At 51.6% G+C, this 25528-nt stretch carries 27 protein-coding genes; 11 read left to right on the top strand and 16 right to left on the bottom strand.

The genetic code is table 11. From position 1 onward, the window contains the following. Window positions 1–196: 196 nt before the first annotated feature. The 9 genes from NYE70_RS19170 to NYE70_RS19130 all read right to left on the bottom strand — a co-directional run bounded on the left by NYE70_RS19170 (window position 197) and on the right by NYE70_RS19130 (window position 8730). Complete coding sequence (locus NYE70_RS19170; RefSeq protein WP_211025144.1) at window positions 197–880, bottom strand: stalk domain-containing protein; 684 nt, start codon at window positions 878–880, stop codon at window positions 197–199. 233 nt (window positions 881–1113) lie between these two features. Further along, on the bottom strand, window positions 1114–1545 hold the full coding sequence (locus tag NYE70_RS19165) for a hypothetical protein (protein WP_341047431.1): 432 nt from the start codon (window positions 1543–1545) through the stop codon (window positions 1114–1116). 155 nt (window positions 1546–1700) lie between these two features. Then, entirely contained in the window at window positions 1701–2456 is a 756-nt protein-coding gene (locus NYE70_RS19160) for an SIMPL domain-containing protein (RefSeq protein ID WP_211025140.1), read from the bottom strand. A gap of 206 nt (window positions 2457–2662) precedes the next feature. Continuing rightward, on the bottom strand, window positions 2663–2932 hold the full coding sequence (locus tag NYE70_RS19155; RefSeq protein ID WP_114497387.1) for an HPr family phosphocarrier protein: 270 nt from the start codon (window positions 2930–2932) through the stop codon (window positions 2663–2665). A 107-nt stretch (window positions 2933–3039) separates the two neighbouring features. After that, window positions 3040–3969, bottom strand: a complete 930-nt coding sequence (gene whiA, locus NYE70_RS19150) for a DNA-binding protein WhiA (protein ID WP_211025137.1) — start codon at window positions 3967–3969, stop codon at window positions 3040–3042. Window positions 3970–3974: 5 nt separating this feature from the next. Then, a complete protein-coding gene (locus NYE70_RS19145; RefSeq protein WP_341047637.1) occupies window positions 3975–4919 on the bottom strand; it encodes a gluconeogenesis factor YvcK family protein in 945 nt (314 codons plus the stop codon). 78 nt (window positions 4920–4997) lie between these two features. Further along, complete coding sequence (rapZ, locus tag NYE70_RS19140; RefSeq protein WP_213656411.1) at window positions 4998–5891, bottom strand: RNase adapter RapZ; 894 nt, start codon at window positions 5889–5891, stop codon at window positions 4998–5000. Between the two features lie 67 nt (window positions 5892–5958). Beyond that, entirely contained in the window at window positions 5959–6909 is a 951-nt protein-coding gene (locus tag NYE70_RS19135) for an ROK family glucokinase (protein WP_211025133.1), read from the bottom strand. Between the two features lie 564 nt (window positions 6910–7473). Next, window positions 7474–8730 carry a DUF438 domain-containing protein gene (locus NYE70_RS19130; RefSeq protein ID WP_341047426.1) on the bottom strand — a complete coding sequence of 419 codons (1257 nt, stop codon included), beginning with the start codon at window positions 8728–8730 and terminating at the stop codon, window positions 7474–7476. Window positions 8731–8945: 215 nt separating this feature from the next. On the opposite strand from NYE70_RS19130, the gene NYE70_RS19125 reads away from it, so the two are divergent. From NYE70_RS19125 to NYE70_RS19075, 11 genes are all read left to right on the top strand, one after another. Next, window positions 8946–9626 (top strand): response regulator transcription factor, encoded by a 681-nt coding sequence (locus tag NYE70_RS19125; RefSeq protein ID WP_211025129.1) that lies wholly within the window; start codon window positions 8946–8948, stop codon window positions 9624–9626. Beyond that, window positions 9623–11044 (top strand): sensor histidine kinase, encoded by a 1422-nt coding sequence (locus NYE70_RS19120; protein WP_341047424.1) that lies wholly within the window; start codon window positions 9623–9625, stop codon window positions 11042–11044. The genes NYE70_RS19125 and NYE70_RS19120 overlap by 4 nt, the downstream gene beginning before the upstream one ends. A 162-nt stretch (window positions 11045–11206) precedes the next feature. After that, complete coding sequence (locus NYE70_RS19115; protein ID WP_341047423.1) at window positions 11207–11857, top strand: transcriptional regulator; 651 nt, start codon at window positions 11207–11209, stop codon at window positions 11855–11857. An 880-nt stretch (window positions 11858–12737) separates the two neighbouring features. Then, window positions 12738–13643: an ABC transporter ATP-binding protein gene (locus NYE70_RS19110; protein ID WP_211025219.1), complete on the top strand. Its 906-nt coding sequence runs from the start codon at window positions 12738–12740 to the stop codon at window positions 13641–13643. Beyond that, entirely contained in the window at window positions 13640–14353 is a 714-nt protein-coding gene (locus NYE70_RS19105) for an ABC transporter permease (RefSeq protein WP_290407858.1), read from the top strand. Before NYE70_RS19110 ends, NYE70_RS19105 begins: the two co-directional genes overlap by 4 nt. After that, window positions 14354–15091 carry an ABC transporter permease gene (locus NYE70_RS19100; RefSeq protein ID WP_290407857.1) on the top strand — a complete coding sequence of 246 codons (738 nt, stop codon included), beginning with the start codon at window positions 14354–14356 and terminating at the stop codon, window positions 15089–15091. Between the two features lie 160 nt (window positions 15092–15251). Then, window positions 15252–15437 carry a hypothetical protein gene (locus NYE70_RS19095; RefSeq protein ID WP_290407856.1) on the top strand — a complete coding sequence of 62 codons (186 nt, stop codon included), beginning with the start codon at window positions 15252–15254 and terminating at the stop codon, window positions 15435–15437. 180 nt (window positions 15438–15617) lie between these two features. Continuing rightward, window positions 15618–16526 (top strand): ABC transporter ATP-binding protein, encoded by a 909-nt coding sequence (locus NYE70_RS19090; RefSeq protein ID WP_341047422.1) that lies wholly within the window; start codon window positions 15618–15620, stop codon window positions 16524–16526. A gap of 2 nt (window positions 16527–16528) precedes the next feature. After that, entirely contained in the window at window positions 16529–17272 is a 744-nt protein-coding gene (locus NYE70_RS19085; RefSeq protein WP_211025121.1) for an ABC transporter permease, read from the top strand. A gap of 6 nt (window positions 17273–17278) precedes the next feature. Continuing rightward, complete coding sequence (locus NYE70_RS19080; RefSeq protein ID WP_211025119.1) at window positions 17279–18439, top strand: sensor histidine kinase; 1161 nt, start codon at window positions 17279–17281, stop codon at window positions 18437–18439. Further along, window positions 18436–19038 carry a response regulator transcription factor gene (locus NYE70_RS19075; protein WP_341047421.1) on the top strand — a complete coding sequence of 201 codons (603 nt, stop codon included), beginning with the start codon at window positions 18436–18438 and terminating at the stop codon, window positions 19036–19038. The genes NYE70_RS19080 and NYE70_RS19075 overlap by 4 nt, the downstream gene beginning before the upstream one ends. 62 nt (window positions 19039–19100) lie before the next feature. Here NYE70_RS19075 and NYE70_RS19070 read toward each other — a convergent pair whose 3' ends face one another. The 7 genes from NYE70_RS19070 to hisF all read right to left on the bottom strand — a co-directional run bounded on the left by NYE70_RS19070 (window position 19101) and on the right by hisF (window position 25507). Next, window positions 19101–19436: a type II toxin-antitoxin system PemK/MazF family toxin gene (locus NYE70_RS19070; protein ID WP_341047420.1), complete on the bottom strand. Its 336-nt coding sequence runs from the start codon at window positions 19434–19436 to the stop codon at window positions 19101–19103. Next, window positions 19433–19699, bottom strand: a complete 267-nt coding sequence (locus NYE70_RS19065) for an AbrB/MazE/SpoVT family DNA-binding domain-containing protein (protein ID WP_341047418.1) — start codon at window positions 19697–19699, stop codon at window positions 19433–19435. The genes NYE70_RS19070 and NYE70_RS19065 overlap by 4 nt, the downstream gene beginning before the upstream one ends. A 211-nt stretch (window positions 19700–19910) precedes the next feature. Further along, a complete protein-coding gene (gene trxB / locus NYE70_RS19060; RefSeq protein WP_290407852.1) occupies window positions 19911–20867 on the bottom strand; it encodes a thioredoxin-disulfide reductase in 957 nt (318 codons plus the stop codon). A gap of 321 nt (window positions 20868–21188) precedes the next feature. Beyond that, entirely contained in the window at window positions 21189–22874 is a 1686-nt protein-coding gene (locus tag NYE70_RS19055; protein ID WP_341047636.1) for a tetratricopeptide repeat protein, read from the bottom strand. 284 nt (window positions 22875–23158) lie between these two features. Further along, complete coding sequence (gene hisJ / locus NYE70_RS19050; RefSeq protein ID WP_341047416.1) at window positions 23159–23989, bottom strand: histidinol-phosphatase HisJ; 831 nt, start codon at window positions 23987–23989, stop codon at window positions 23159–23161. A 16-nt stretch (window positions 23990–24005) separates the two neighbouring features. Further along, the gene (gene hisIE / locus NYE70_RS19045; RefSeq protein WP_341047414.1) at window positions 24006–24752 is read right to left on the bottom strand and encodes a bifunctional phosphoribosyl-AMP cyclohydrolase/phosphoribosyl-ATP diphosphatase HisIE; all 747 of its coding nucleotides are present in this window, start codon (window positions 24750–24752) and stop codon (window positions 24006–24008) included. Next, window positions 24749–25507 carry an imidazole glycerol phosphate synthase subunit HisF gene (gene hisF, locus NYE70_RS19040; RefSeq protein WP_211025109.1) on the bottom strand — a complete coding sequence of 253 codons (759 nt, stop codon included), beginning with the start codon at window positions 25505–25507 and terminating at the stop codon, window positions 24749–24751. Before hisF ends, hisIE begins: the two co-directional genes overlap by 4 nt. Between the last annotated feature and the right edge of the window lie 21 nt (window positions 25508–25528).

The raw sequence follows: 25528 nt of genomic DNA, 5'->3' as shown, positions 1-25528 counted from the left end.
CCATATCCATTGGTATGGCTTTATCAGGTCCAACGATTCATTTTTTGCATATTCACTATACCTTGTTTTAGTCCCGGTTACAACACTTTTCTAGGGAGGTTGCCGGATCTCGGGCGCAATGCCGATGCTGTTTTACAAAGAAACAAGCTCCCGCCGGAGGGCGGAAGCCTGTTTTCAGAAACATGTTGCAAACTTGTTACAGCTCGCTCCAATTTATTGTAACTTCAATATATCCTTCCGCATCCCTTTCGGAGCCGCTGCTAATCATAGAGCTTTCCTTCGTGCTCTCTCCCATCAAGGATACGCTGGATTCTGTAGAAGCATTTAGCACATCGGCATAACTGCGCTTCTTCAGATAATCGGAATACAGCTCATTCAGTTTTTTCGCGTCTTCTTTTGTTTTATAAATCATCAGTACGGACTTTTTGCCGCCGGAACTAGTATCATTGAGATGAGTTGTCTTGAAGTCTGCCGGAAGCGGAAAATCGGAAGGAAGATGCTGCGGTCTCTTTGAAGAGCTCCCCGATGTGGCCGGAGGCTCAGTCTGAGTCGGCGGAGGTGTGACCACCGGCGAGGCGGAAGATCCGTCGCTGCTGCCGATGCGTACTTTGTTGTTAGCAGCGTCAAATTCAACGGGAACTTGAAGCGCCTCCGATACGGCTCTTACAGGCAGATAGGTCGTGTTGTTATAAGTAATAGGAGTCAGTACCTTACCCTTACTGTCCACCGGTTTAAAATCCTTGTCATTTACAACGATGCCAAGACTGGTATTAAGATAAGCCTTGATTTCCTGCAGGTTGCTTCCCGCATATACTCCAGCGGCACCTGTTGTCAGCATTCCGATGATGGTAGCGCCTGCCACCCATTTCTTTTTGACCATAACTCGTCTCATCTCCCGTCACTACCATTTAATGGACTACCTACGAATTTTAGAATAAATCCCTTAAAGATAGTAACAGGCCCATGAGTCTCACTCAAGGTGCTTTATCCCCATTCGATTAGTTCTAACACCCTAAATTCACCCAAATAAACCTAATACCACCACAAGCAAGTCGGCAGGGGCTCGGTTTCTGGGAGTGAGTAGATCCTTATCGCCGTGCCGGAGGGCGGTGCTCAATTCTTAACTAACCCCAACAATCCCCCATCGCTTGACGCTGTAAAAAGAACAGGTTGATTCTTCCGGTTAAATAGCAAGACGAGGGGCTGCTGCCCAGGCTCAAATATGACGATTGCCTCACGAATCATATCGTCAAACCATTCGTTGCGCACGCGTGTATGCAGCGGAACCTTCATTAATATGCCTTTGGGAAAGTCCAAGTTGCTGCGTCCGTTCAGTCGCATGTCAGCTAAAACGACCTTCATCTTATCGCTGAGCTCATTATCGAACTTTACTCTTTTGATCAGCACGTTTTTATCCAGATCCACAATTTCAATAAACCCCTGCGGCGGCTCCTCCTTAGCAGCGACGATATCCGCTTGGCTATAGCATCCAATCATTAGGGCAACGCACAATATCCCGGTGATCCACTTGCTCCGTAATCGCATCCTCATATCCCTCCATCAGTGAACAAAATTGTGAAATAGTGAGACCATACGGCTCGGATATAATATGTGCATACATATCCCTAAAAAACAGTACAAAAAAGAAGCCAAGTCTCATGACAGTTACAACTGCCTTGAGCCCGGCTTCGATTCGTTTCTTATTTCATTTCAAAAATGACGCTGAGCGTTGTCTTCAAAGTCACTTCGCCCGGCTCAATAGCTGTGCTCGCGGCTGAATCCATGGTCTTCATCTGAAGAGCTTCATTTTGCATATAGACCGGAGTTTCTCCTCCGCCCGATTGCGTTACGCTTACTACTACCCCAAGACTGCGGCCGGCGGATTTGGCAATCGCTCCCGCTTTCATCTTGGCATTGTTCATCGCCTTCTCGATTACTTGCTCCTGGTATTGATCCGGATTCTCGGTGCTAAACCGGATATTGTCGATGCGGTTGGCTCCGGCTTGCGAAACGCCGTCCAGCAGTTGACCGACTTTTGCCAAATCGCGATAAGTCACGTTCAACGTATGCTGCGCGGTGTATCCTTTTACCTTTTGTCCTTCTTTTTCGGTGTAGGTATAGTTAGGCTGTACATAAAATTGACCGGTTTGAATGTCCTTCGCGTCAATCTTCCAGGTATCCTTCAGCAATGTATTGATTTTAGCGATCTTTGCCGCATTTGCAGCTTGCGCTTCTTTTGCCGTATCGGCCTGTGTTTCCACGCCCAGCGACAGATAAGCGACATCCGGCTTGGCTGAAATTTCCCCGCTCCCTACGACGCTAATAATATTCTTCTGCAACTCATTGTCGGCATAGACCGGATGGTTGGAATTGATCGATCCACTCAAAAAAGTCCCTCCTACCAGCAAAGTTCCTGCTATTAACACTGCGCCTACCGGCTTTATCCAAGTTTTCATGTCATGACCCTCCATTTATTGGTGAATTTAACTACTAAACGCAATACAGAATCAAATGTTGCAGGACATACCATAATCAAAAAAATTATCTTACTCCTGTTATGACCGATCGCTTGATCCTGAAAAACCAAAAGGGGATGAAACCGCTCGCATGAACGGAGTCATCCCCTTCTTTTGTTGGATAAGAAAAGTGAATTGGAGTAATCTTACTGGTTCTCCAATTCCTCTTTGCTAACCAGATTGATCAAAGCGTTTGCAGCCTGCTCGGCGTCTGCACCTTCCGCGCTGATGTAGATTTCGGTGCCGGTGCTGATGGCAAGGCTCATTATACCCATGATACTCTTGGCATTCACTTTTTTATCGTCTTTCTCAACGAAAATTTCGGACGAGTATTTATTCGCTTCCTGAACGAAAAGCGCCGCCGGCCGGGCGTGAAGACCCGTTTTCAGACGAACGGTTACCGGGTTTTTGATCATCAAACCTTACCCCCTATTACAATTTCGATCACGTGTTCAACAATGTGAACATTTATAATTTATATCATTATATCATACACAGCCTGCGTCACACTAGCAAAACAACTTTAGCTCCCCCGAATTTTTTCCGCCAGCTCGTCGATTTTGCGCAGCCGGTGGTTGACACCGGATTTGCTCACCGTCCCTTTTAACAACTCGCCGACTTCCTTCAGGTTCATATCCGGATGCGCCAGACGCACCTCGGCAACCTCCCGCAATTTATCGGGCAGGTTTTCCAGGCCCATTTCCTTCTGCAGCAGCTTGATGTTGTCGATTTGCCGTACCGCCGCGCCGATCGTCTTGTTCAAGTTCGCCGTCTCGCAATTGACGATCCGGTTGACGGAGTTACGCATATCGCGCATGATCCGCACGTCCTCGAATTTAAACAAAGCCTGATGCGCACCGATGATATTCAACAGCTCGATGATTTTTTCGCCTTCCTTGATATAAAAAATAAAGCCTTTTTTCCGTTCAATGCAGCGCGCATTCAGATGAAACTCATTGGCCAGATCGACCAGCGATTGGCAGTGCTCTTCGTACATGGAGGAAATCTCCAGGTGGTACGAAGACCCTTCGGGATTGTTGACCGAGCCTCCAGCAAGAAAAGCTCCCCGCAGGTACGCCCGCTTACAACAGTTTTTCCGGGTAAGCTCCGGATTAATCCCGGGCGTGAAAATAAATCCTTCCGAAACAATGTGAAGTTCTTTCAGGACTTCCTGAACCCGGCCAGGGATCCGTACGATGTAAACATTGTTCTTCTTGAGACGCATTTTCTTACGTACAAGAAGTTCCGTATGGATCTGGAAATGCTTCTTCAACAAAGAATAAATCCGCCTTGCTATCGCGGCGTTTTCCGTTGAGATATCCAAAATGACCTTTTTGTTCGAAACCTGAACCGAACCGTTCATTCGAATCAGCGCGGACAACTCCGCCTGTTCACAGCAGGCATCGGCTTCGACCATGGTCAATTCTTTTTTGGTTTGCGCCGCAAACGACAAGGGACTCACCTCTTTCGTAAAATCCAGTTTTGCACCAGCTGATAAATATGGTGGCTCAATTTGTCCGCATCATGCCGCAAATAGCGGCGGAACAGGACAAGCGTATCCGCGATGACTTTATAGCCCCGGCCTGTCACAACATCCCAATCGACCTGAACGGGCTTGGCGCCTTTCTCGGCGTAGAAATCCTGGACCTGGGTCGGGATTTCGCCATCGTTGACAATGACGTAATCAAACAAGTGGTTACCCACATGCTCATACACGGCTTGCAAATGGTCGCTCACCGTGTAATCGTCGGTTTCGCCCGGCTGGGTCATCACATTGCAGACGAATATTTTAATCGCGCTCTCATTTTCCAGAACCGCCTCGGCCAGCTTGGGCACCAGCAAATTCGGAATGATGCTCGTGTACAGGCTTCCCGGTCCGATCAGAATCGCATCGGCTTCCCGGATCGCCTCGACAGCTTCCGGTAAAGGTTCGACCTCTTCCGGCTCGAGAAAAATCCGCTTAATTTTGCCGCCGGCTTCCGGAATCTTGGATTCGCCCGTAATAATCGATCCGTCTTCCATCTCCGCATGCAGCACGACGGCCTGGCCTGCGGCCGGCAATACGCGCCCGCGTACGGCAAACACGCGGCTGAGCTCACGGACGGCGGTGACGAAGTCACCGGAAATGTCAGTAATCGCAGCTAGAATCAGGTTGCCCAAGCTATGGCCGGCCAAACCTGATCCGGAAGCAAAGCGATAGCTTAACATATCCGACAACAGCGGCTCCACGTCCGCCAGCGCGGTCAATACGTTGCGGATATCCCCTGGAGGCGGCATTTGCAGCTCGCTCCGAAGAATTCCGGAGCTGCCTCCATCGTCGGCTACCGTAACAATGGCCGTGATATCGAGCGGCTTTTCCTTCAACCCGCGAAGCATGACGGATAGGCCGGTTCCCCCGCCCATCACCACGATTCGCGGCACTCTTCCTTCCTTGGCCCGATCTATCACTTCTGACTCACCTCTTGACTTTCTGAGCGGCCTCTAATGCCGGTCCCGGCCCTCGTCCCGGTGACTCACGCGAATACTCTCCGTTTCGCTGGTCCCGAGCATCCGGCCCAAATATTCCGCGATCGCAACCGAACGGTGTTTGCCGCCGGTACAGCCGATCCCGATAATGACCTGGCTTTTTCCCTCTTTATGATACTGAGGCAGCAGGAAGTGCAGCATGTCTAGCAATTTGGTCAGGAATACCTGGGTTTCCGGCCACTTCATAACATAATCATATACTTCACTGTCTTGTCCCGTGTGTGGACGAAGCTGCTCTATATAATGCGGGTTCGGCAGGAAACGGACGTCAAACACCAGGTCGGCGTCGATCGGTATGCCGTACTTGAACCCGAAAGAAGTAATATTAACAGATAAATTGCTGCTCTCCAAGTGGGAGAACCGGGAAATGATCTTTTCTTTAAGCTGCCCCGGCTTCATGTTGCTGGTATCGATCACTTGAGTTGCCGACAACTTCAGTTCCTCGAGCATCTTGCGTTCCAGCCGGATTCCGTCGAGCGGCATTCCTTCCGGCGCCAGCGGATGGCGACGGCGGCTTTCCTTATACCGCTGTACAAGCACGGCATCGGTTGCGTCCAGGAACAGGATTTCGCTTTTGATCGTAAAATGGTCCTTGATATACCCGAGCGATTCCGACAGCGCCGTAAAGAACTCCCGGCCGCGCAGGTCAATGACTAGCGCCACTTTGGCGATCTTACCCTTCGATTGCTCGATGAGTTCGGCAAACTTAGGGATAAGTACCGGGGGCAAATTGTCAACGCAGAAAAATCCGAGATCCTCCAAGCTTCTTACGGCCAACGACTTTCCGGCTCCAGACATGCCTGTGATAATGATCAGATTGGCAACAGAAGAAATATCTTTTTCCGGCATCCTTTTCCCTCCTCGCAAAGTCTCCTATTCCTCTATATCTCTTGCATGGATTCCTGATTACTGCTAATTAAGAACGAAGGAACAAACCTGCGGCCCCAACCATTCCGGCATCGTTGCCCAAAGAAGCGGGAACGATTTGCAATCCTTTTTGAACCGGTTCAGGAGTATGCTTCGCAAACACACTGCGTACTTCATCAAACAGAATATCACCGGCTTTGGAAACGCCGCCGCCGATAATGAACAGTTCAGGGTTCAGCACGACAGCTACTGCCGCCAGCGATTTCCCAAGATAGAATGCGGCACGGTTTACGATGCGTACAGCCGTTTCGTCGCCGGCTTTAGCCGCGTCGAATACGTCCTTCGCCATGATGTTGTCCACAAGGGCAAGAGACGTACGTTCGCCGCGGGCAACGGCATCCTTAGCCATCCGAATGATTCCGGTAGCCGAAGAAACCGTCTCCAGGCAACCCATTTGGCCGCAGCCGCATTGAATCGCTTCCAGATCGGGAACGACAGCCATATGTCCAAGTTCCCCAGCCAGGCCGGAGAAGCCTTGATAAATTTTGCCGTCAATGATAATACCGCCGCCGACCCCGGTGCCCAGGGTATAGCATACGCAATTTTCGACGCCTTTGCCTGCGCCGCCCCAAGCCTCGCCGAGTGCTGCCACGTTGGCGTCGTTGTCTATTTTGATCGGCTTGCCCAAACGTTCTTCCAAGATTTCACGGATGTGAAGATCCTTCAAACCTACATTCGGCGCAAAAATAATAATGCCTTCGCGAACGTTAGTAAAGCCGGCCACCCCGGCACCTACACCTGCCACTTGCTCCCACTCAAAAGGGGATTGTTCCACAATCAGGCGAACGTAACGCTCAATGTTATTAATGATCGTCTCCGCGCCTTTCTCCGTTTCGGTGGGCCCTTCGTAAGTATGAAGAAGCTGACCTTCCTCATTACAGATGCCGACTTTAATCGCCGTCCCGCCCAGGTCAACACCAATGTAGATTTTTTCAGACATTGTACAAGCCACCTTTTTCTCTTAAATAGTAAATGATAAAAGTTCGAGTTCAAAAAGTCAGGTTTTCAGGACCGAAGCTTATCCTTCCGAAGTGCGTTTTTACAAAACGCTTTAGGTTGGATGAAGATAGGGACTGAGTAGCAGAGCTAAACGTTTTCGTAGAAAACGACTTCGTAAGCATTTGCTCATTAGGTACGTGAGCAACGGAAGGCCCGGCTGAATTCAGGATTCGACGTCGAATCCTCATCCTGATCTACTTCGTCGTGGAAAGATGACTTTTTGGACAACCTTAAAAAAGAATATTCCTACGTACCAACTATAAGCGAACCCTCCCGTTCGGTCAAGAGACGCAGGGAGACCGAGAATCCAGTAAAGACAAGGCTTCCGGGCAATATGACAACGATCACAGCCCCATAAGTTCAGTGTCTGGCCAGGTCCTTCCGGCAAGGGTATAGGCGGCCTGTCCTTACTGTGGAATGCAAACGATATACGAGAGCAGTACGCCCATGCCGATATAAAAACAACCCCGACTCCTACCCAAGGAAATCGGGGCTATCCATTATGTTAAGACAATATCCGCTTTTGCCCTTCCAAGGCGCGGATCGGTGCGATATTTTGCGTGAATTCCAGAGTTCCGAGATAACGCCCGTCCTCACTGCGGACCGCGAAGTAACGGATGTACACAAATTTATCCTTGACCGGAATCCAGAAATCCTCGGCATCCTTTTTGCCCGATTTAAAATCCGCCAACAGCTCCTCGACGACGTGTACGCTTTGGGGCGGGTGACAGTTCTGAACCGTACGGCCGATTACCGCATTAGTCCGCGCGAAAATCCGCTCCTTGCCGTGCGAGAAATACCGGACCACATCATTCTCATCGATAAAGGTCAAATCGACGGGCAGGTGATTCATAACCGCTTCAAGCTGCTCCACCGACAAAATGCCGGTTTGGAATTTCACGAAGCCCTGCGGTGTTTCGCCTTTCCCCTCCTCTTCTACGGCCACCAGGCCGGGAAGCGGTATGCGTTCAGGAACCCATTCCTGCTCGGGAGCCGTCAGGCAAAAGCCGATCTGGTCGGATTCCCGGGCGATTCGCACCCACTCGTCCTCCGTTAATTTCTCAAGCGCCATCGGAAGCAGGATGTTCTCCTCTTTAAAGATCATGGCATTCACTTCCTGGATAATCCGCTCAAGATCAATGGACAGTGTCTCCTTGTCCCCATCATAAGCGGCCAGCTTGCCCTTGACCTCCTTAATCATCATGCGGATGCCGTCATCGACCCCCCACATGACTTTAGTCGGCCCGTAGATCCCGTACTTCTCCAGATAAGGGAAGAGCAAATTTTCCTTGCGGCTGTAATGCTTGTCGAGATCCATCAGCAGGTTCAAATCCTCCAGCAGCTTTAATATGATGTCCTCGGAGTCTTCTTTCCGGAATTTATCCAGATGCAGTTCCAGCTTAAAATTAACCAAACGCTCAATTTCGCGATTCTCCAGTTTGAAGGTATGCACGGGATGTCCGGGCTGCTCCTCCGGCTTGGAAGAACGGTGAATATCCTCAATCGATCCTTTAAAAATCGCCGTATGCACGGAACACAACCGTTGCACTTCCTCAACCGGAATGCCTTCCTCTTCCATCAGCGCATGCTCCATAGCGGAAATCTCAGATACCGTGACATCGCCTACCGCTTCTTCAAAACGCGCTTTGACTTCCTCCACGCTCTTCCCCTGGTGCAGCTCCTTGATGATTTCCTTCAGCAGAGCCTGACGGCGCGACTGTTCCGGCACCCCATGCTCCCGGTTATTGATGAGTTCGCTCATTGCACGGATCTCCCTTCGTTCTTCCATCTCAATCTATTTGCACACCAATAAGTAAAATTCAATTGATAACCATTCTCATATAAAAAAAGTAACATGGCGGGCAATTTGAACTTGTGATCAGAATCACAAATTTATTATGTTGTTCTTGGCAGTTTATTTTTCCTCACCAATTTGCAACAATAGAGTCGAAAAGCCAGAAAGGAAGGATCCCAGTTATGATACCAGGCAAAAACATTCTATATATTGAAGATGATCCCGAAATCGGGGAATGGGTCAGCAGAGATTTAAAAGAGCGCGGCTATAGCGTCACCTGGCTCACCAGTGGAGAGCGGGCGATCGAGGAGGCAGCCTCGTGCAACTTGGCCATTCTCGATGTCATGCTGCCCGGACTGGACGGATTCACCGTCGGACAGCGGCTCAAAAAGCAATATCCGGGACTCCCGATCTTGATGCTGTCCGCCCGAACCTCTATCGACGACAAGCTGCAAGGATTGCAATTTGCCGACGATTACCTGACCAAGCCGTTTCATCCCGATGAATTAGCTGCCCGGGCGGAAGTTCTCCTCCGTCGCAGCGGCCCTCCTTCAGCCGAACCTCTGGAGCTTCGCCACCTGCTCGTCTACGAGAAGGAGAATATCATCAAAAACCGTGAGACCGGGGAAGAAATTACGCTGACCGGAAAGCAATTTCATATTTTTCAATACCTGCTGCGGCATTTGGGTCAAATCATGACGAAGGAACAGATCTATGAGGCGGTTTGGGGAGAGCCCTATCTGGACGGGGATAAAACCTTAATGGTGCATATCCGCCATATGCGCGAAAAGCTGGAGCGTGACCCCGCCGCGCCCGAAGTCATCGAGACGATCCGCGGGATCGGTTACCGGGTACGGGCATGAGAAGACACAGCGGCCAGCCTTTCAAGAAGTTCCGCAACTCGCTGTTGTCCCGCTATTTGGGCATCATCGGCTTCGCGCTTGTATTTATACCCATTCTGATCCCGGTGAGCTTTTTGGCGTCATGGGGCGTCAACCGGGCTTTCTTTCCCGCGTCTGTTCCAGACAAAACGGAGGTCGTCCGTTCCTACGGATCGGGACTACAATTGGAGAATGCTTGGCATAATGCAGCCTCATCTCTAAGCGGCAAAACCCCCGAGGAAATTAACGAAAGACTTCGGGCTTTAAAGCAGGATTATCCTGATGCCTCTATGTTTTGGGTGGATGCGGAGGGACTGACCCGCCTGCAATTGCCGGAACAAAGCGGTTTGCCGTCCAAATGGACGCCGGAAGATGCAGTTGCCTATATGAAGCATGCCGTGGATTCCGATCCTTTTACCGTCGTCGCTTTTATTGGCGGCAAAAGTCAGGCCGCTGGCCAAGGCTTTATGGTGTTTGAGCTCCCGCGCAAAAATATGAAACCGTTGACCGGAGGCCGGGAAGGGGATTATCGGTTTTACGGATTCTTTATCTTCTTGATGTTCTCCTTCTTTATTCTGATCTCGTATTTATTCTTTCGCGACATCCGCAAACGCCTGCTTCGGTTGGAATCCGGCATGACCCGTACCGGACCGAACGGATTGCCCGTCCGCGTCCCGTTGGGCCGGCCCGATGAAATCGGACGCCTGGAGCAGGCCTTTAACCATATGGTTGATGAGCTCGATGACAGCCGACGCCGGGAACATGAAGAGGAGGAGCTCCGCAAAAGCCTGATCAGTAATTTGTCTCATGACTTGCGGACGCCGCTGACCGTGCTTGGGGGCCAGCTCTATTCCTTCCGTAAAGAGCCATTGTCGGATCAGGGTCAACAAGCCTTGGCGCTGATGGAGACCAAGATTAATGACCTGAGCGGTCTCATCGATCATCTCCTATCCTACAATCTGCTCGCCAGCGGACGCTATGCTATGAATCTGGAGGATCGGGACATGCTTCGCGTCGTGCGGGTGAGCGCCGCCGCTTGGTACCCGCTGTGGGAAAAAGCGGGAATCGAGGCCGATATCGATCTGCCGGAGGATCCCTTGATTTGGCACATAGATGAGCAGGGTTTCCGCCGCGTACTGGATAACCTGTTCCAGAATCTGGTCCGTCATGCGGGATCCGGCGGTTATGTCGGCATCTCGATCGAACAGCGCCACCGGAAAACGGCGCTGGTCATCGCCGATCGCGGCCCAGGACTTGGCTCCCTTTCCCCTGCCAAGGGTGCCGGGCTCGGCCTGCAAATCGTCGATCTGCTGCTGCGGGAAATGGAGCTGGTGCGGGAGACGGAGTCTTCCGTTGAGGGCGGGACGAGGGTGTACATTTATCCCGTTCAAAAGAATTGAGTTATCACCCATTTAGGTTATACTGTAGATATTCATTGGTCCGGTCGTGAAGCACACGCCGCTTTGGCATATTTCCCTCCCTGATGGGAGGCGAAGTTGTCAGGGCGGCTTTTTGCTTTTCTACCCCAATACTCAATGAATGAGAGGATGGTGTTATTAACGATGTTGAGGTTCGAACAAGCTTATAAGGAATGGATTCAAGCAGCTATTGAGGAGGAACAAAACATTAGAAGACGCGAAATATTGGAAAAAGGTCTCGGCCATGGCACAATTGAATTCTTGCGTTCGGTTTGGTTCCCTGCCGTAAAAAACTTCGATCACCTATATCCGGAATGGGAAGTACGAGATGCAAACAACGGCTACCGTTACGTGGATCTAGCCTACCTGCCGGGTGGCGCAGCAAAGGGAGGCATCGAGATTCAAGGTTACGGACCTCATGCAAGAGATCTCGATGTACGACGCTTTAAAGACTTATGTTGGCGGCACTGTTTAATGGCATTGGACGATTGGATTTTTCTCCCGATAGCTTTTCTTTCCATCACCGACGAACCGAAACGCTGCCAGCAGTTGGTCCTCGCCTTTATCGGAAAGTTTATCAGCACGGACATACCTTCTCCCTTAACCTGGCTCGAGGCGGAGACTCTTCGTTACGCTAGACGGCAATTCCGCCCGTTTACACCAGCAGAGCTGGCGAACCACCTCAGAATAACCCCTCAAAACGCTAGAAGGATTCTTCACAAACTAGTCGAGCTCCGTCTTCTGTTCGTCGCCGGAGGCCAGCAACGATACCGTACATATGGGTTATTGGGTTGAACATTCGCTGAACATACTCAAAACCGCTGGAGTTTCTTTAGACAAACATTTTGCCACTCGCCTGGGAGCTCCCTGGTTCTGGTCCCTCTGCGCCTAACGAACTCATCAAACCTTATTTGGCCCAAATACCGCAGTTTGAGATTCTAACGAACCCCAGTAACCTTATTCCGAGAAAACTACTGCTTTCTATGCCTAAATTTACTCAATAGCGCCGCTGGAGTTCGTTAGATCTGGTTTGGGGCCATTTTTTCTCAAATAAGTACTGTACGGTTCGTTAGAAAATGAGATTCGTGGGGTTGGTGGGGTTTGATGGCACTTTGGGAGTTTGTTTTAACTTTCCACCGTATATCCAATTTGCCATTTGCCTCGAAAACTCTCGTCTCTCTGCACCTAACGAACTCAGTAAACCTTATTTGGCCTAAATACCGCAGTTTAAGATTCTTACGAACCCCAGTAACCTTATTCCGAGCAAACTGCTACTATTTATGCCTAAATTTACTCAATAGCGTCGCTGGAGTTCGTTAGATCTGATTTGAGGCCATTTTTTAGCAAATAAGTACGGTACGGTTCGTTAGCAGCGCTGGGCGGGGATCGGAGGGGGGTGGCGAGGGTTGGAAGGGATTGACCCGAGTTCTCGGGATCGGCCGAGGTTGAAGTATACTCAGCAGTTTCTAAGATAACTTCTCAATTACCTGAAGTACTCCGAGTAACCTGCTGTACTCAACTTAGACTTGTTAAAGACTTGATATCGGCCTGCTAAACCCATCAAACCAACCTCTATCAAACCAAAGATTTAAACAAAATTTAAACTTGGGCCCCCTTCACCTTTAAACTTCGGACGATATGATCATTACCGAGGTGATATTACGTGAATCATGAAATGATTATTCAAACGAAGGATTTAACTAAAAAATACCGTGGACGGCCAGCGGTGGACCATTTGAATCTGGAAATAGCCAAAGGGGATATCTACGGATTCCTCGGCCCGAACGGAGCCGGCAAAACGACAACAATCCGCATGCTGCTCGGTCTGATCCAGCCCACTGAAGGCTCTATCCGCATCTTCGGCCGCGAGCTGCGCAAGGATAAACTCGCAATACTCCGCCGGATCGGGTCGCTCGTTGAGTACCCGTCCTATTACGGCCATCTGAACGCCGTAGACAACCTGGAAGCGATCCGCCGCATTCTGGGCGCGCCGAAGTCGCGCATCGACGAGGTGCTGGAGATCGTGTCGCTCACGAGCGAGTCGCGCCGGGCGGTTAAAGGCTACTCCCTCGGGATGAAGCAGCGGCTTGGCATTGCCGCCTCCCTGCTTGGAAGCCCGGATCTGCTCATTCTCGACGAGCCTACCAACGGTCTTGATCCCGCCGGGATTCATGAGATTCGCGAGCTGATCAAGAGCATGCCGGCCCAATATGGTATTACTGTGCTTGTCTCCAGCCATCTGCTGGGCGAAGTTGAGCAAATGGCCAACCGGGTAGGTATCATCCGGGAAGGGCAAATGGTATTCCAGGATACGATCCAGAATCTGCGGCTTCAAGCCTCGCATGACATGGAACTGGTCGTCTCCGAGCCTGATTCCGCGCTTTGGCTGGCCCGCGACCTGGGTGCTGCCGGTATCTTGAAGGAGGGCACACTGGTATTCCCGGGCATGAAAGATCCGCAGGTGGCCCAACTCGTCAAGCGTCTGGTCGAGAACGGCCATGACATTTACCGGGTGGAACAGAATAAAAAGTCGCTTGAAGATATTTTTATGGAAGTTATCGGGGAGGGAGTCCGGCCATGATGCTACGTTCTTTGTCGGCCGACTTCCTCAAAATCCGCGGGAAAGGAATCTGGTTCCTTATTTTTCTGGCCCCAATCGGTCTTGTCGCCATGCAGGCGCTCAATTTCGGGCTGCGGCTTGATTACCTGAAAAAGCAGTACGCGGAGGACCTCTGGGGCGGCCTGATCGACAATGTCGTCATTTTCGTTCCCATTGCGCTTTACCTGGGCGTAACCTTGGTCAGCTCTTTGGTCGCTAATGTGGAACATCAAATGAGTTCCTGGAAACAACTTCTGGCGTTGCCTATTTCCAGAACCGCCGTGTTCAGCGGCAAGTTTACGCTTTGTTTTCTGCTGCTTACGGCGTCCTGTATATTGCTGCCGATCTTTACGATCGTGCTGGGCCTGGCGCTTGGTTTCGGTACTGATATTCCGCTGAGCGACATCCTGCGGATGGGCTTCTTCCCTTATCTGGGCGCGCTGCCTTTGCTCGCGCTTCAGTTGTGGCTGTCGCTAACCTTCCGAAACCAGGCTCTGCCGGTGACATTTGGGGTAGCGGCAGCCATCATATCTCCGTTTGCCCTGCAGCTTCCGGAATGGTTCCCGCTCAATTGGCCGACCTTCAGTTACAGCGGCCCTCATGCCAGTTGGTTCGTCGGCGCAGGCATCATCTGCGGCGCCGTTATCATGGTGATGGGTATGATCCACTTCAACCGAAAGGATGTGGAATAAATGGGCTCCTTTTTCCGTGTTTTGTCTTCGGAAAGATTGAAAATGTCGAAGTCGCGCATCTGGCTGCTTCTGCTGGCCAGTCCCCTGTTGTCTACGTTGATCGGCGCGCTGACCGAAACGTCGTATAGCGATGCGAACCCTTGGACCGTCATGCTCGGCGCCATGGTCACGCTTCATGCCTTGTTCTTCCTGCCGATTATGTCCGGCCTGTTCCCGGCCTTCCTATGCCGGTACGAGCATACCGGCGGCGGCTGGAAGCAACTGCTTGTCCTGCCGGTCTCGCGAACATCCGTTTATCTGGCCAAGTTCACCGTCGTGGCTGGCCTGCTGGCCATTTGCCAGCTGCTGTTCCTGGCCGGCATCCTTGCCGCCGGCTGGATCCAGGGCTTCACGGCCCCGATCCCTTGGGCCGCAATCGCCTCCAGCCTGCTGGGCGGCTGGGTTTCCTGCCTGCCGCTGGTTGCGCTGCAGCTCGGCGTGTCCCTGAGCTGGGCGAGCTTTGCCGCTCCGCTCGCCCTGAATGTCTCGCTGACGATCCCCAACATACTGATCGTCAATTCGGCAAAAGTCGGCCCATTCTATCCGTGGGCCCAGCCCGTTCTTGCCATGATGCCAACCAGGGAGGAGAACTTCGGCGCGTTTAACCTTCCGCTCGAAAGCTTGATGATTACCGTCGTCGGCAGCTTCCTCCTGTTCTTCGCAGTCGGACTGATCCATTTCCGACGCAAGGAAATTTAACGCCTGCAAAACAAACAAACCGTCCGGAAGGAGCATCCCAAAGCATCTATAAAGCTAAGGGGGCGCTCGCTACCCGGGCGGTTTTTCTATGGATTGGAACTTTTCTTACTCCATTTGGTATAATTATGGAAATCAAGGAATACGAAAGGGGAGCTGATTCATGTTTAGCGATAACCATAAACCTTTCCGCGAACCTGACGACCCGTACGCCTTTAAAGCCAACTACGATACTAACCAAAAAAAGCTTCAATCCGAAGGAACACCCGGGCTTTGGAGGCAAGTTTCAAATTTACTGATCCTTGTCGGCATTATTGGCGTAATCGTTCTTTTGATAAAAATATTCTAGCTCACATCGGGCCTGACGCTCGCTTAATGCGCCCCGCCGCTGCCTATGCAGCGGCTTTTTTCGTTCCTCCCGCTTCATTTCATGACAGTTGTCACCCTCATTTCATGACACTCCTTACTAACGACGGTTCCATCCCTCCGGTATTCTATGGATAAGATCAGTAATAACGGAGGCGAACTTATGGAAGCCATTATAGAAATGAAGCATGTCAGCAAAATGTTTAAGGATAAAAAAGCGGTCAACGACCTTTCTTTTCGAATTGAAAAAGGCTCGGTTACGGCAATTCTGGGACCCAACGGGGCGGGCAAAACTACCGCGTTATCGATGATCCTCGGGTTACTTGAGCCAACGGAAGGTGAGATCAAAGTGTTCGGCAAAGCCCCCAAGGACCAATCCGTCCGTGACAAGACCGGGGCGATGCTTCAGGAAGTCAGCATTATGGACCGGCTGAAGGTCAGAGAGGTACTGGACCTCATCCGCAGTTACTATCCGAACCCGATGGATATGGAATCTCTGATAACCCTGACCGGGCTTCAGGACAGCGACCTCAAGCGATACGCGGAAAAGCTGTCCGGCGGACAAAAGCGCAGTCTCGGCTTCGCTCTCGCCATGGCGGGCAATCCCGACCTGCTCTTCTTCGATGAGCCGACGGTCGGACTGGATATTACCGCCCGCCGCCGATTCTGGGACAGTGTCCGGAAGCTGGCCGGACAGGGTAAAACAATTATTTTCACGACCCATTATTTGCAGGAAGCTGACGATACCGCCGATCGGATTCTTCTTTTTCATAAAGGTGCCCTGGTAGCAGACGGAACGCCGGATGAGATCAAGTCCCGGATCGTGAAACGCTCGGTCTCCTTCATGCCCCGCCAAGATGGACCGGGATTCCGCGAACGGCTTAAAGCCTTGCCGCTGCTAACCGATCACTATGACAGGGATGGACGGATCTACGTGAATACGGACGATACCGACCTGGCGCTGGAGTCCATTTTTGCGGAAAAGCTCGAGGTTCGGGATATCCGGATCGACCAAGGGCGATTGGATGAGGCTTTTGAACAACTGACCGTAAATCAAGAGGAGGCCGTATAACTATGAAAACGTCCATGCTGTTAAAACAATGCAAAGCCGAGCTGTTGCGGGTAATCCGAAATCCCTACTATGTATTCTGGTCTCTATTGATGCCGATCGTGTTCTACTTCATCTTTACCCGGGTCGTCAATACCGGGGCGGACAATCAGGCGGAATGGGCCGCACATTATCTCATGTCGATGACCACCTTCAGTGTAATGGGCTCTGCCATAATGACCCTCGGCATTCGTCTGGTACAGGAACGGACACAGGGCTGGACGACTTTCATGCGGGTGACGCCGCTGCCTGGCCCCATCTATTTCTTTGGAAAAATGTTCAGCCAAACGGTAATGCATCTTCTCTCAATCATCTTCATTTTTGTGGCGGGTGTTCTGATCAACAACGTATCGCTGCCTATCTCTATTTGGATCTACAGTGCATTGTGGATTCTGATCGGCTCCTTGCCATTTCTGGCCATCGGTACGCTGGTCGGCACCATGAAACGGGTCGACACAGCCAGTGGAGTCAGCAACGCCATTTACATGGCTCTCGCTGTTATCGGCGGCATGTGGATGCCGATGGAAGTCCTCCCGAAGCTCATGCAAAACATCGGAAAATGGCTACCTTCCTACAATTTTGGCAATGGAGCATGGGAAATTATTCGCGGGAATGCACCGCATTGGAGTAATGTTGTGATTTTGCTGGGCTATCTCATTCTGTTTATGATACTATCCACGTATATCAGAAAAAAACAGGAAGTGGTGTAGCTCAAAATGTCAACCGGGAAAAAGTTCACGCTGTTTCCAAAAAAGTACGGATTATTTCCTTTCATGTGGCTGATCTATATCGCTCTGCCCATATTCAACATCCGTAACGAGACCGGCCTGAAGCTGATCCTCGGCTACGCAATGATCGCCTTATTCGTTGTAACCTATCGTCAGCTCTACATGGTATCGGGAAAAGCCTTTTCCCTGTGGCTCGCTCTGCAAATGGCGATCATCGTCGTGCTATGCATGTTCTACAATCCGTTTAACCTGTACATGGGCTTTTTCACGGCCAATTTTATCGGGTGGTATACCGATCACCGCAAATTCAATATCGCCATGATCGCCTTTGCTTTGGTCGAGCTTGTGCCCCTATCGCTAGCAGTAGCAAGTATATCTCTAAATGATTTCGTCTTTACACTGCCCTTCTTTGCCATTATGCTTGCGTCCCCTTTCGGGATCCGCTCTATGGTCCGCAGACAGAACCTCGAAAAGGAGCTGGATCTGGCGAATCAGCAGATCAAAGAGTTGGTCAAACGGGAAGAGCGCATGCGCATCGCGAGGGATTTGCATGACACCTTGGGGCATACCCTTTCGTTGATCACTTTAAAAAGCCAGCTCGTAGAAAAGCTGGTACTTAAAGATCCGGAGCGTGCCCAAACGGAAGCCGGGGAGATCCAGCGGACCTCCCGGGCCGCGCTTCGCCAAGTGCGGGAGCTCGTCTCCGATATGCGGGCCGTAAGTGTGGCGGAAGGTCTGGCGGAGGCCGGGGAAATCCTCCGGGCCGCCGACATTTCTCTGGACATTGAAGGGGATGCTGCTTTGGAAAGTGTATCCGACCTGACGCAAAACATCCTCAGCCTTTGCATCAAAGAGGCTGTCACCAATATCGTAAAGCACAGCGAGGCAAGCCGCTGCTTCATCACGATCAGCACAACCGATGCGGTCGTTAAAGTGTCGGTGGAGGACAACGGAAACGTACTCGAAACGGGAGATACGATTGCCGCTGCCGCCAAGGTTGATCCCGGTAACGGGCTCAAAGGAATGGCCGAACGTCTTTCCCTAATTGATGGTTCCTTGTCTTTATCTTCCGGGGAGAAAAACGGTTTGCGGCTTCTGGTAACCGTCCCCTTAATCGTTAAAGAACAGAAAGAAGGTGTATCGGCGTGATTCGCATTGTCATCGCGGAAGACCAACGCCTCCTGCGAGGCGCGCTCGCCTCTCTGCTGGATCTCGAAGATGATCTCGAAGTCATCGGACAAGCGGCGGACGGGGTTGAAGCGCTCGACCTGATTGAGCGGCTCCAGCCCGATGTCTGCCTGATGGATATCGAAATGCCCCGGCTGAGCGGGCTCGATGTCGCAGATAAACTGAAGGTGCAAGGGTCTCCGTGCAAAGTGATTATTTTGACTACCTTCGCCAGACCGGGTTACTTTGAAAGAGCCGCCAAGGCAGGCATTCAAGGCTACCTGCTCAAGGACGAGTCCAGCGATGAGCTGGCCGAAGCGATTCGCCGCGTCATGGCCGGACATCTGGAAGTATCGCCCGAGTTGGTTTTCGGCAGCATGCGGGAGGAAAACCCCCTTACCGCGAGAGAACAGGATATCCTAAGGCTTGCAGCAGATGGAAATAGCGCCGGCGAAATCGCCTCAAGCCTGCATTTGTCCTACGGGACGGTTCGCAATTATATTTCCGAGATTTTGAATAAGCTTGAGGTGAAGAGCCGGATCGAAGCCGTTCGTCTTGCTGAAGAGAAGGGTTGGATTTGAGATATTGTCAAAATAAATAAGCGCCGTTTAACCCTGCTTCCAAGGTTAAACGGCGCTTTGCTCTATGCCAAAATAGATCGCGCATTGCGAAGGACGGCTCTCATAAATTCTGACTCCGGACTAATATGTCCTGCGATATGGATTCGCCGCTTTCTCACGTCCAAACTTTTGAATTGATCCGTAAGAGCTACCCCGGAAAACGGTAGTCCCTCCGGCAAAACAACCTCGAATGGATAGTCTTTTATCTGACTCGTAATCGGACACACGACTGCAAAACCGGTCAATTCATTAAAGTCGGCCTCGGACAACACAATTGCCGGTCTCCGACCAGCGTGTTCATGACCCGCTTGCGGATCAAAATCGAGCCACACCAAATCTCCGCGCCGCGGATGGGTCAAATTAACTCATCCCCTTCAACACCGAGATCGATCTCCTCATGACGAGCACCCGGCTTAATCTTTGAAAGCAGACTCTGCAAATGAGCTCGCAGCTCCTCATTCGATTCTTGCGGTTTATCGACAGGACGAAGTAACAAGTCATTTTCTGGTGTCACAATAATCTCAACTTCAGTGCCCTCTTCCAGATTGAGCCGTTTCAGTAATTGATTCGGAATACGAATAGCTGTACTATTTCCCCACTTGCTGAGCGTTGCCGTAGTCATCACTGTCGCATCCTTTCCTTTCTAATGAGCCAATTATAACTCATTCCTCCCAAAGTGTATATACATAGGATATACGACTGATCAGCCGTTGATACCAAAATTTACACTTCTAGCTTACAGATAGTCTACTCCGGCATCTCAAAAAGCCTTTCCCATAGTCCGGCCCGGTCAGGCCGGGCGGATTAGGGAAAGGCTTCTCATTTATGCTGTCTTACGGGTTCAGGGTCTCGCTCCAGTCATGTACCATGCTGCCTTCGAGGTATTTCTCGCAGTCCATCGCGGCCATGCAGCCCGACCCGGCAGCGGTGATTGCCTGACGGTAGCGCGTATCCTGTACATCTCCGCAGGCGAATACGCCCGGGATATTCGTCTCCGTCGTACCCGGCTTCACGACAATGTAGCCGTGATCGTCGGTAGTAATCGCGTCACCCAGAAACTTCGTGTTCGGCGTGTGCCCGATCGCCACAAAGACGCCGTCAGCCTCCACGAGTTCCTCCTGATTGGTTTCATTATTCCGTACTTTCAAGCCTTTCACTATGCCGGTCTCATCCGTTTCAACCGATAACGGAGTCCGGTTCAGCGCCCATTTCACTTTCTCGTTGTTCTTGGCCCGGTCCTGCATAATCTTGGAGGCCCGCAGCTCATCACGCCGGTGTACCACCGTCACACTGGAACCGAATCGCGTCAGGAAGCTAGCTTCCTCCATAGCGGAGTCGCCGCCTCCGACCACGACAATCTTTTTGCCGCGGAAAAAGAATCCGTCGCAAGTTGCACAAGTGCTGACCCCGCGACCTACGTTTTCCTGCTCGCCCGGAATCCCGAGATATCTCGCCGAAGCTCCGGTCGACAAAATGATGCTCTCCGCTTCCAGTTCTTCTCCGCCTTCTACCTTCACTTTAAACGGACGATCGGTAAAATTCACTTGCTCCACCCAACCGCTGCGAAACTCGGCACCAAAACGTTCGGCTTGTTTACGCATATTGTCCATTAGCTCAGGTCCTTGGATGCCCTCGGGGAATCCAGGGAAATTCTCCACTTCGGTCGTCGTCGTCAACTGCCCGCCCGGCTGAACTCCTTCAATGACAAGCGGGTTCAAATTCGCACGGGCCAGATAAATGGCCGCCGTCAAACCTGCGGGACCGGTTCCGATTACAATTGATTTATACATGGCGCCTCCTCCTTGAAATATGTAATTCTCAACATAAAAGATATTCAAAAGCCAGGCCTCTAAAGCCTGACTTATTGAAACTCATTCTTATAGAGGTTGTTCAATAAGTCACCTTTTGATCACGAAGTAGCCCAGGTTGCATACCCGGCGTCGAGTCTTGAATTCAGAAGGGCCTTCCGGTACTCACGTAGGTTTTGCCTACGCTCCGCTCCTCAGTCCCTCCTTCATCCAACCTTCTCGGTGCTGAAAAGTCGACTTTTTGAATATCTACTTATACTAAGTTTTACCCAAGTTGGACTTGCTTTACCCGTTTTTGTACAGCTATTGGACGGAAGGAAAGATGGTTTCCATCTTCTCCTTCACTCCGCATACTTCATCGATCCGTCGGGTATACCGGCGGGCCGTGGATGCCGAAATCCCATAGCGCTCCGCCACAGCTTCGTAAGTGACAGGACGACGGTGGATTTTGGCCGTCAAATATTCCAGCGCGGCGGCCCATCCTTCGATATGCGTAATTTCGGGAGTCTCCGGATATAATAGGGTGAGAAATTCCGCCCATAAGGTTTCAAGATCATGCTGCTGCTGAAGGTCAAAGCTCCGCTTCATCTGCTTCAACGCCAAATCGACGACCGCCTGCCACTCGGTCTTCCAGACCGGTAAACCAGATGCGACCCGGCTGGGATCTACCAGCGTGGTTTTTTCGCCGAAGCAGACGGGCAACGGGTGATTAACGCCCAGGTTACGAAGGACGAACAAGGCGATATCTTTTAAATACTGATCTTCTTCAGGTTCCAGCAGAAAAGCCTTCAGCGCTTCCTCCACTTCCAGGTCGGCAATCAGGCCGAATGCCTGGATGACCTGCAGCTTCGTCTTTGCGTCCCCGTGGCGCAGCGCCCAGAAAAAGGACGAGCGTACCAACGGATTCCCGCTAATTTCGGAAGCCAGATTGTCTTGGGACGTTTCCCAATGCTTGAACTGCTCTTCAAATGGAAGATGATAATGATAGCTAACCGTCATAGAGCGGGAAATTTGAGCCCCGGTCGTCTCCCGTTCTTCCAGGCCCTGCAAATAAAAGTCCGCTACTCCGCTGCCAGGATCCAGCCTCTTAACCTTGCGCCACAATGTCTTGGCAGCGCTCATACGCTGCGTATGATAGGCCGCTACCGCGGCATAATGATACAACGAAGGGTCCTGGTCCATCTCTCCATTTCGAAGCAGCCGGCTAAAATGTCCGAAGGCCGCTTCATGCTCGCCCAGAATCCCCATCGTTGTTGCTAACTTAAACACATGCTCCTGGTGGAAAGGAATGATTTTGCGCAACCGGCCCGAAAGCTCCAGCAGTGCAGCGCTATTGCCCGCATGCTGATAAAATATAGCCAAATTGCACAGCCCATGCAGATTGCCCGGCTCTTTCTTCAGTACCTCTCCGATCGTATCCATGGCTTTGTCGAACAGGCCAAGATAGTAATAGCCAAGCGCCAAATTGTTGTGGGCCGCATGGAAATCCGGGCGCTTCTCCACGATTTCTTCCAGGATCGCCACGGCTTGCGTAAACTTGCCTTCTTCCAGCAATTCACGGGCCCGGTCGTGCTCGACTACGCCTTCCATTGATTTGATGCTCTTCAGCTTCGTCGGACGATCCAGCTCGTATTGGAGCAGGTCCATCATTTCCTCCGCCTCCGTCAGGAACTGGCCGTTAGCATCCTCTTCCAAATACGTTACAAGCGCCTCTTCGGCAGCCTCGAAATTATCCATGTTCGCATAGTTATTTGCCATATAGAAATAACATTCCGTCATATTCGGGTCGATCTCCTTCAGAACGACGGATAACGCGGCGTTGGACGCCTCGTAGTCCCCCATTTCCGACAAAATCCCCGCCATATTGCAATGGTTTACCGGATTGTTCGGTTCATACTCCACCGCTTTGCGAAAATATTTTAATGCCTTGTCGTAGTGGTAACGGTCCAATGAAGAGACAGCCCGCTCAAAGAAAAAGCCCGCATCCATAGAGATCGGCAGTACGTTTCCCCGTTTCTCTTCGGGTTCCCTTTTCTCTTTCAAACAAGGCACCTCCCTTTTCTTACTCTCAAGTCTTATTCTCCATCTCACAGTATACCATAGTGAAAGCTGTCCTCCCACGGGAAATACTTACGGAAAATCGCACATTCCGGAGGAATTTCCACCAGCAAAAGGAAAGGGAGAGAATTGTCGAATCGGATGGATATTGAATGTGAGACGACCAAAACAAAAAAGACGGTCCCAAGACCGTCTTAAGATTTACTCAGTAACCGTTATTCCGTTAAAAGAAGCGGAATCATCGTTCTACGCCGTCCCTCGAACGTGGCCAATTCGCGCACGCCGAGCTCATACAACAAAGTCCGCGCCTTGTCCAGGTGCTCGCTCAGCTTGAGCGGATCATGCGCGTCTGAACCGACCGTAAGCGGAATGCCCATTTGTACGGCAGTCTCCAGAATCCGGCGGCTCGGGAACATTTCCGCCACAGGCTTGGACAGCCCGGAGGCATTCAGCTCCATCGCTATGCCGGCCGCTTTGACCGCGCTAAGCGCTCGCCGCTCCAACTCGATGGTTTCCTCTTCTCTTCCCGGGTCCGGCCGGTTTCCGAAGCGCTTAATTACATCGAGGTGGCCCATGATGTCGTACAACCCGGTCCGTGCCGCCTTGGCAACCGCATCATAATACCGTTCATACACGGCAAACACGTCCTGGCCCTCCCAGTTATGCACCTGCCGGAAGTCCGAAATATCCCACTCGCCGAGAAAATGAACCGATCCAATCACATAATCCCAAGGATACTCCCGGATAATGGAACTGATCTGCTCTTCCCAGCCTTCGATGTAATCTCCCTCTAAGCCTACCCGGACGTCGATCTGACCGCGGTACTTTTCCTTGAGGGCAAACGCCTCTTCCACATAACGCGGCAATTCTTCCATCGGCATGGCCATTTCCGGATAATATGTTGCCGGATCTACATGCAGCAGCGGCATATGATCGGACAGCCCGATTTGAGTCAAACCGATCTCAATACCGCGCTGTACGTACTGTTCCAACGAACCAACGGCATGCCCGCAACGGGCGTGATGGGTATGATAATCGATCAGCATCCTGGATCACCCCGCCTTAGTCGCGGCGCGGCCGTTCATGACGCCGCTCCAGTTCGCGCATGATGTCATCGAGCGGTAAGTTGCGCTCGCGTAGCAGCACCAACAGATGATAGATCAAGTCGCTAACCTCGTATCGCAGCTCGTCGTTATCCCCGTTCTTGGCGGCGATGATGGATTCGGCGGTCTCTTCGCCTACTTTTTTCAAAATTTTATCGATGCCTTTCTCGAACAAATACGTGGTATACGCGCCTTCCGGTCGTTCCGCGTAACGTTCGGCGATCAGACGCTCCAATTCGTCCAGGACCGCAAATCGGCTGCCAAGATCCGTGCTTTGCACAACCTGATTTTCGGGAACGAATTCAGTCCAACCGGTAGATGCTCCGGGTACTGCGTCGCCTGCCCCAACGGCCGCCGTACGGAAGAAACACGTATCCTCTCCGGTATGGCAGGCCGGTCCTTGACGGTCCACTTCCACAAGCAGCGTATCCCCATCGCAATCATAGCGGAGCGCACGAATTTGCTGGGTGTTGCCCGATGTCGCGCCCTTATTCCACAATTCGGAACGGGAACGGCTCCAGAACCAGGTTTGGCCGGTTTCCACCGATTTGCCTAAAGATTCCCGGTTCATGTAGGCGAGCATTAGCACTTCTTTGCTGGACGCATCCTGAACGATGGCCGGAACCAGTCCGTGCGCATCCCATTTGATCTCCTGCACAAGCGCCTCCAGCGGCAGGGAAAGCTGCAGCGATTGGTTTTGTGTCATCGTATTTCCACCCCTCTGGACTTCAGGTCCTTCTTTAAATCCGGTACTGCTATTTCTTTATAATGAAAAATCGTCGCCGCCAGCGCAGCGTCCGCCTGTCCTTCCGTGAATACTTCATAAAAATCATCCGCCTTGCCAGCGCCTCCGGAAGCGATGACCGGAATCCCTATCGAGCGGCTTACCGCACTCGTAAGCGGCAGATCGAATCCGTCCTTGGTGCCATCGGCATCCATGCTCGTCAGCAAAATCTCGCCCGCACCCCGCGACTCGGCTTCTTTGACCCAATCCAGGGCTTTAATTCCGGATGCCTTGCGACCGCCATGCGTATAGACTTCCCATTCCCCCCACGCCGGATTGAACTTGGCATCCACCGCCACAACGATGCATTGGGAGCCAAAACGGCGCGCTCCGTCGGAGATCAGCTGAGGGTTCAGGACGGCCGCCGTGTTGATGCCGATTTTGTCGGCCCCGGCCCGCAAAATGCGTTTCATATCGTCGACTTGCGAGATCCCGCCCCCGACCGTGAAGGGAATCGCAATTTCTCCGGCAGTCTGCCGGACGACTTCGATCATCGTAGCCCGGCCTTCATTCGAAGCCGAAATATCGAGGAATACAATCTCGTCCGCCCCTTCGCGATCATACAGCGCGGCCAATTCGACCGGGTCTCCGGCATCGCGGAGATTAACGAAATTGACGCCTTTCACAACCCTGCCGTCCTTCACGTCCAGGCATGGAATGATTCGTTTTGCCAGCATCGTCCTCTCAACTCCCCTTCT

The sequence above is a fragment of the Paenibacillus sp. FSL R5-0407 genome (assembly GCF_038009185.1).
In the GTDB taxonomy this organism is placed as follows: Bacteria; Bacillota; Bacilli; order Paenibacillales; family Paenibacillaceae; genus Fontibacillus; species Fontibacillus vini.
This window is presented reverse-complemented; position numbering and strand designations above follow the sequence as displayed.

Coding starts and splice junctions, on each gene's coding strand:
- NYE70_RS19090 (WP_341047422.1), top strand. CDS start 15,618: ATGGAAGCCATTATAGAAATGAAGCATGTCAGCAAAATGTTTAAGGAT.
- NYE70_RS19165 (WP_341047431.1), bottom strand. CDS start 1,545: ATGCGATTACGGAGCAAGTGGATCACCGGGATATTGTGCGTTGCCCTA.
- NYE70_RS19125 (WP_211025129.1), top strand. CDS start 8,946: ATGATACCAGGCAAAAACATTCTATATATTGAAGATGATCCCGAAATC.
- trxB (WP_290407852.1), bottom strand. CDS start 20,867: ATGTATAAATCAATTGTAATCGGAACCGGTCCCGCAGGTTTGACGGCG.
- NYE70_RS19145 (WP_341047637.1), bottom strand. CDS start 4,919: ATGGGCGGGGGAACCGGCCTATCCGTCATGCTTCGCGGGTTGAAGGAA.
- NYE70_RS19115 (WP_341047423.1), top strand. CDS start 11,207: ATGTTGAGGTTCGAACAAGCTTATAAGGAATGGATTCAAGCAGCTATT.
- NYE70_RS19160 (WP_211025140.1), bottom strand. CDS start 2,456: ATGAAAACTTGGATAAAGCCGGTAGGCGCAGTGTTAATAGCAGGAACT.
- NYE70_RS19155 (WP_114497387.1), bottom strand. CDS start 2,932: ATGATCAAAAACCCGGTAACCGTTCGTCTGAAAACGGGTCTTCACGCC.
- NYE70_RS19135 (WP_211025133.1), bottom strand. CDS start 6,909: ATGTCTGAAAAAATCTACATTGGTGTTGACCTGGGCGGGACGGCGATT.
- NYE70_RS19055 (WP_341047636.1), bottom strand. CDS start 22,874: ATGGATGCGGGCTTTTTCTTTGAGCGGGCTGTCTCTTCATTGGACCGT.
- NYE70_RS19120 (WP_341047424.1), top strand. CDS start 9,623: ATGAGAAGACACAGCGGCCAGCCTTTCAAGAAGTTCCGCAACTCGCTG.
- hisF (WP_211025109.1), bottom strand. CDS start 25,507: ATGCTGGCAAAACGAATCATTCCATGCCTGGACGTGAAGGACGGCAGG.
- NYE70_RS19065 (WP_341047418.1), bottom strand. CDS start 19,699: ATGACTACGGCAACGCTCAGCAAGTGGGGAAATAGTACAGCTATTCGT.
- NYE70_RS19080 (WP_211025119.1), top strand. CDS start 17,279: ATGTCAACCGGGAAAAAGTTCACGCTGTTTCCAAAAAAGTACGGATTA.
- hisJ (WP_341047416.1), bottom strand. CDS start 23,989: ATGCTGATCGATTATCATACCCATCACGCCCGTTGCGGGCATGCCGTT.
- NYE70_RS19095 (WP_290407856.1), top strand. CDS start 15,252: ATGTTTAGCGATAACCATAAACCTTTCCGCGAACCTGACGACCCGTAC.
- NYE70_RS19085 (WP_211025121.1), top strand. CDS start 16,529: ATGAAAACGTCCATGCTGTTAAAACAATGCAAAGCCGAGCTGTTGCGG.
- rapZ (WP_213656411.1), bottom strand. CDS start 5,891: ATGCCGGAAAAAGATATTTCTTCTGTTGCCAATCTGATCATTATCACA.
- NYE70_RS19100 (WP_290407857.1), top strand. CDS start 14,354: ATGGGCTCCTTTTTCCGTGTTTTGTCTTCGGAAAGATTGAAAATGTCG.
- NYE70_RS19110 (WP_211025219.1), top strand. CDS start 12,738: ATGATTATTCAAACGAAGGATTTAACTAAAAAATACCGTGGACGGCCA.
- NYE70_RS19170 (WP_211025144.1), bottom strand. CDS start 880: ATGGTCAAAAAGAAATGGGTGGCAGGCGCTACCATCATCGGAATGCTG.
- NYE70_RS19130 (WP_341047426.1), bottom strand. CDS start 8,730: ATGAGCGAACTCATCAATAACCGGGAGCATGGGGTGCCGGAACAGTCG.
- NYE70_RS19105 (WP_290407858.1), top strand. CDS start 13,640: ATGATGCTACGTTCTTTGTCGGCCGACTTCCTCAAAATCCGCGGGAAA.
- hisIE (WP_341047414.1), bottom strand. CDS start 24,752: ATGACACAAAACCAATCGCTGCAGCTTTCCCTGCCGCTGGAGGCGCTT.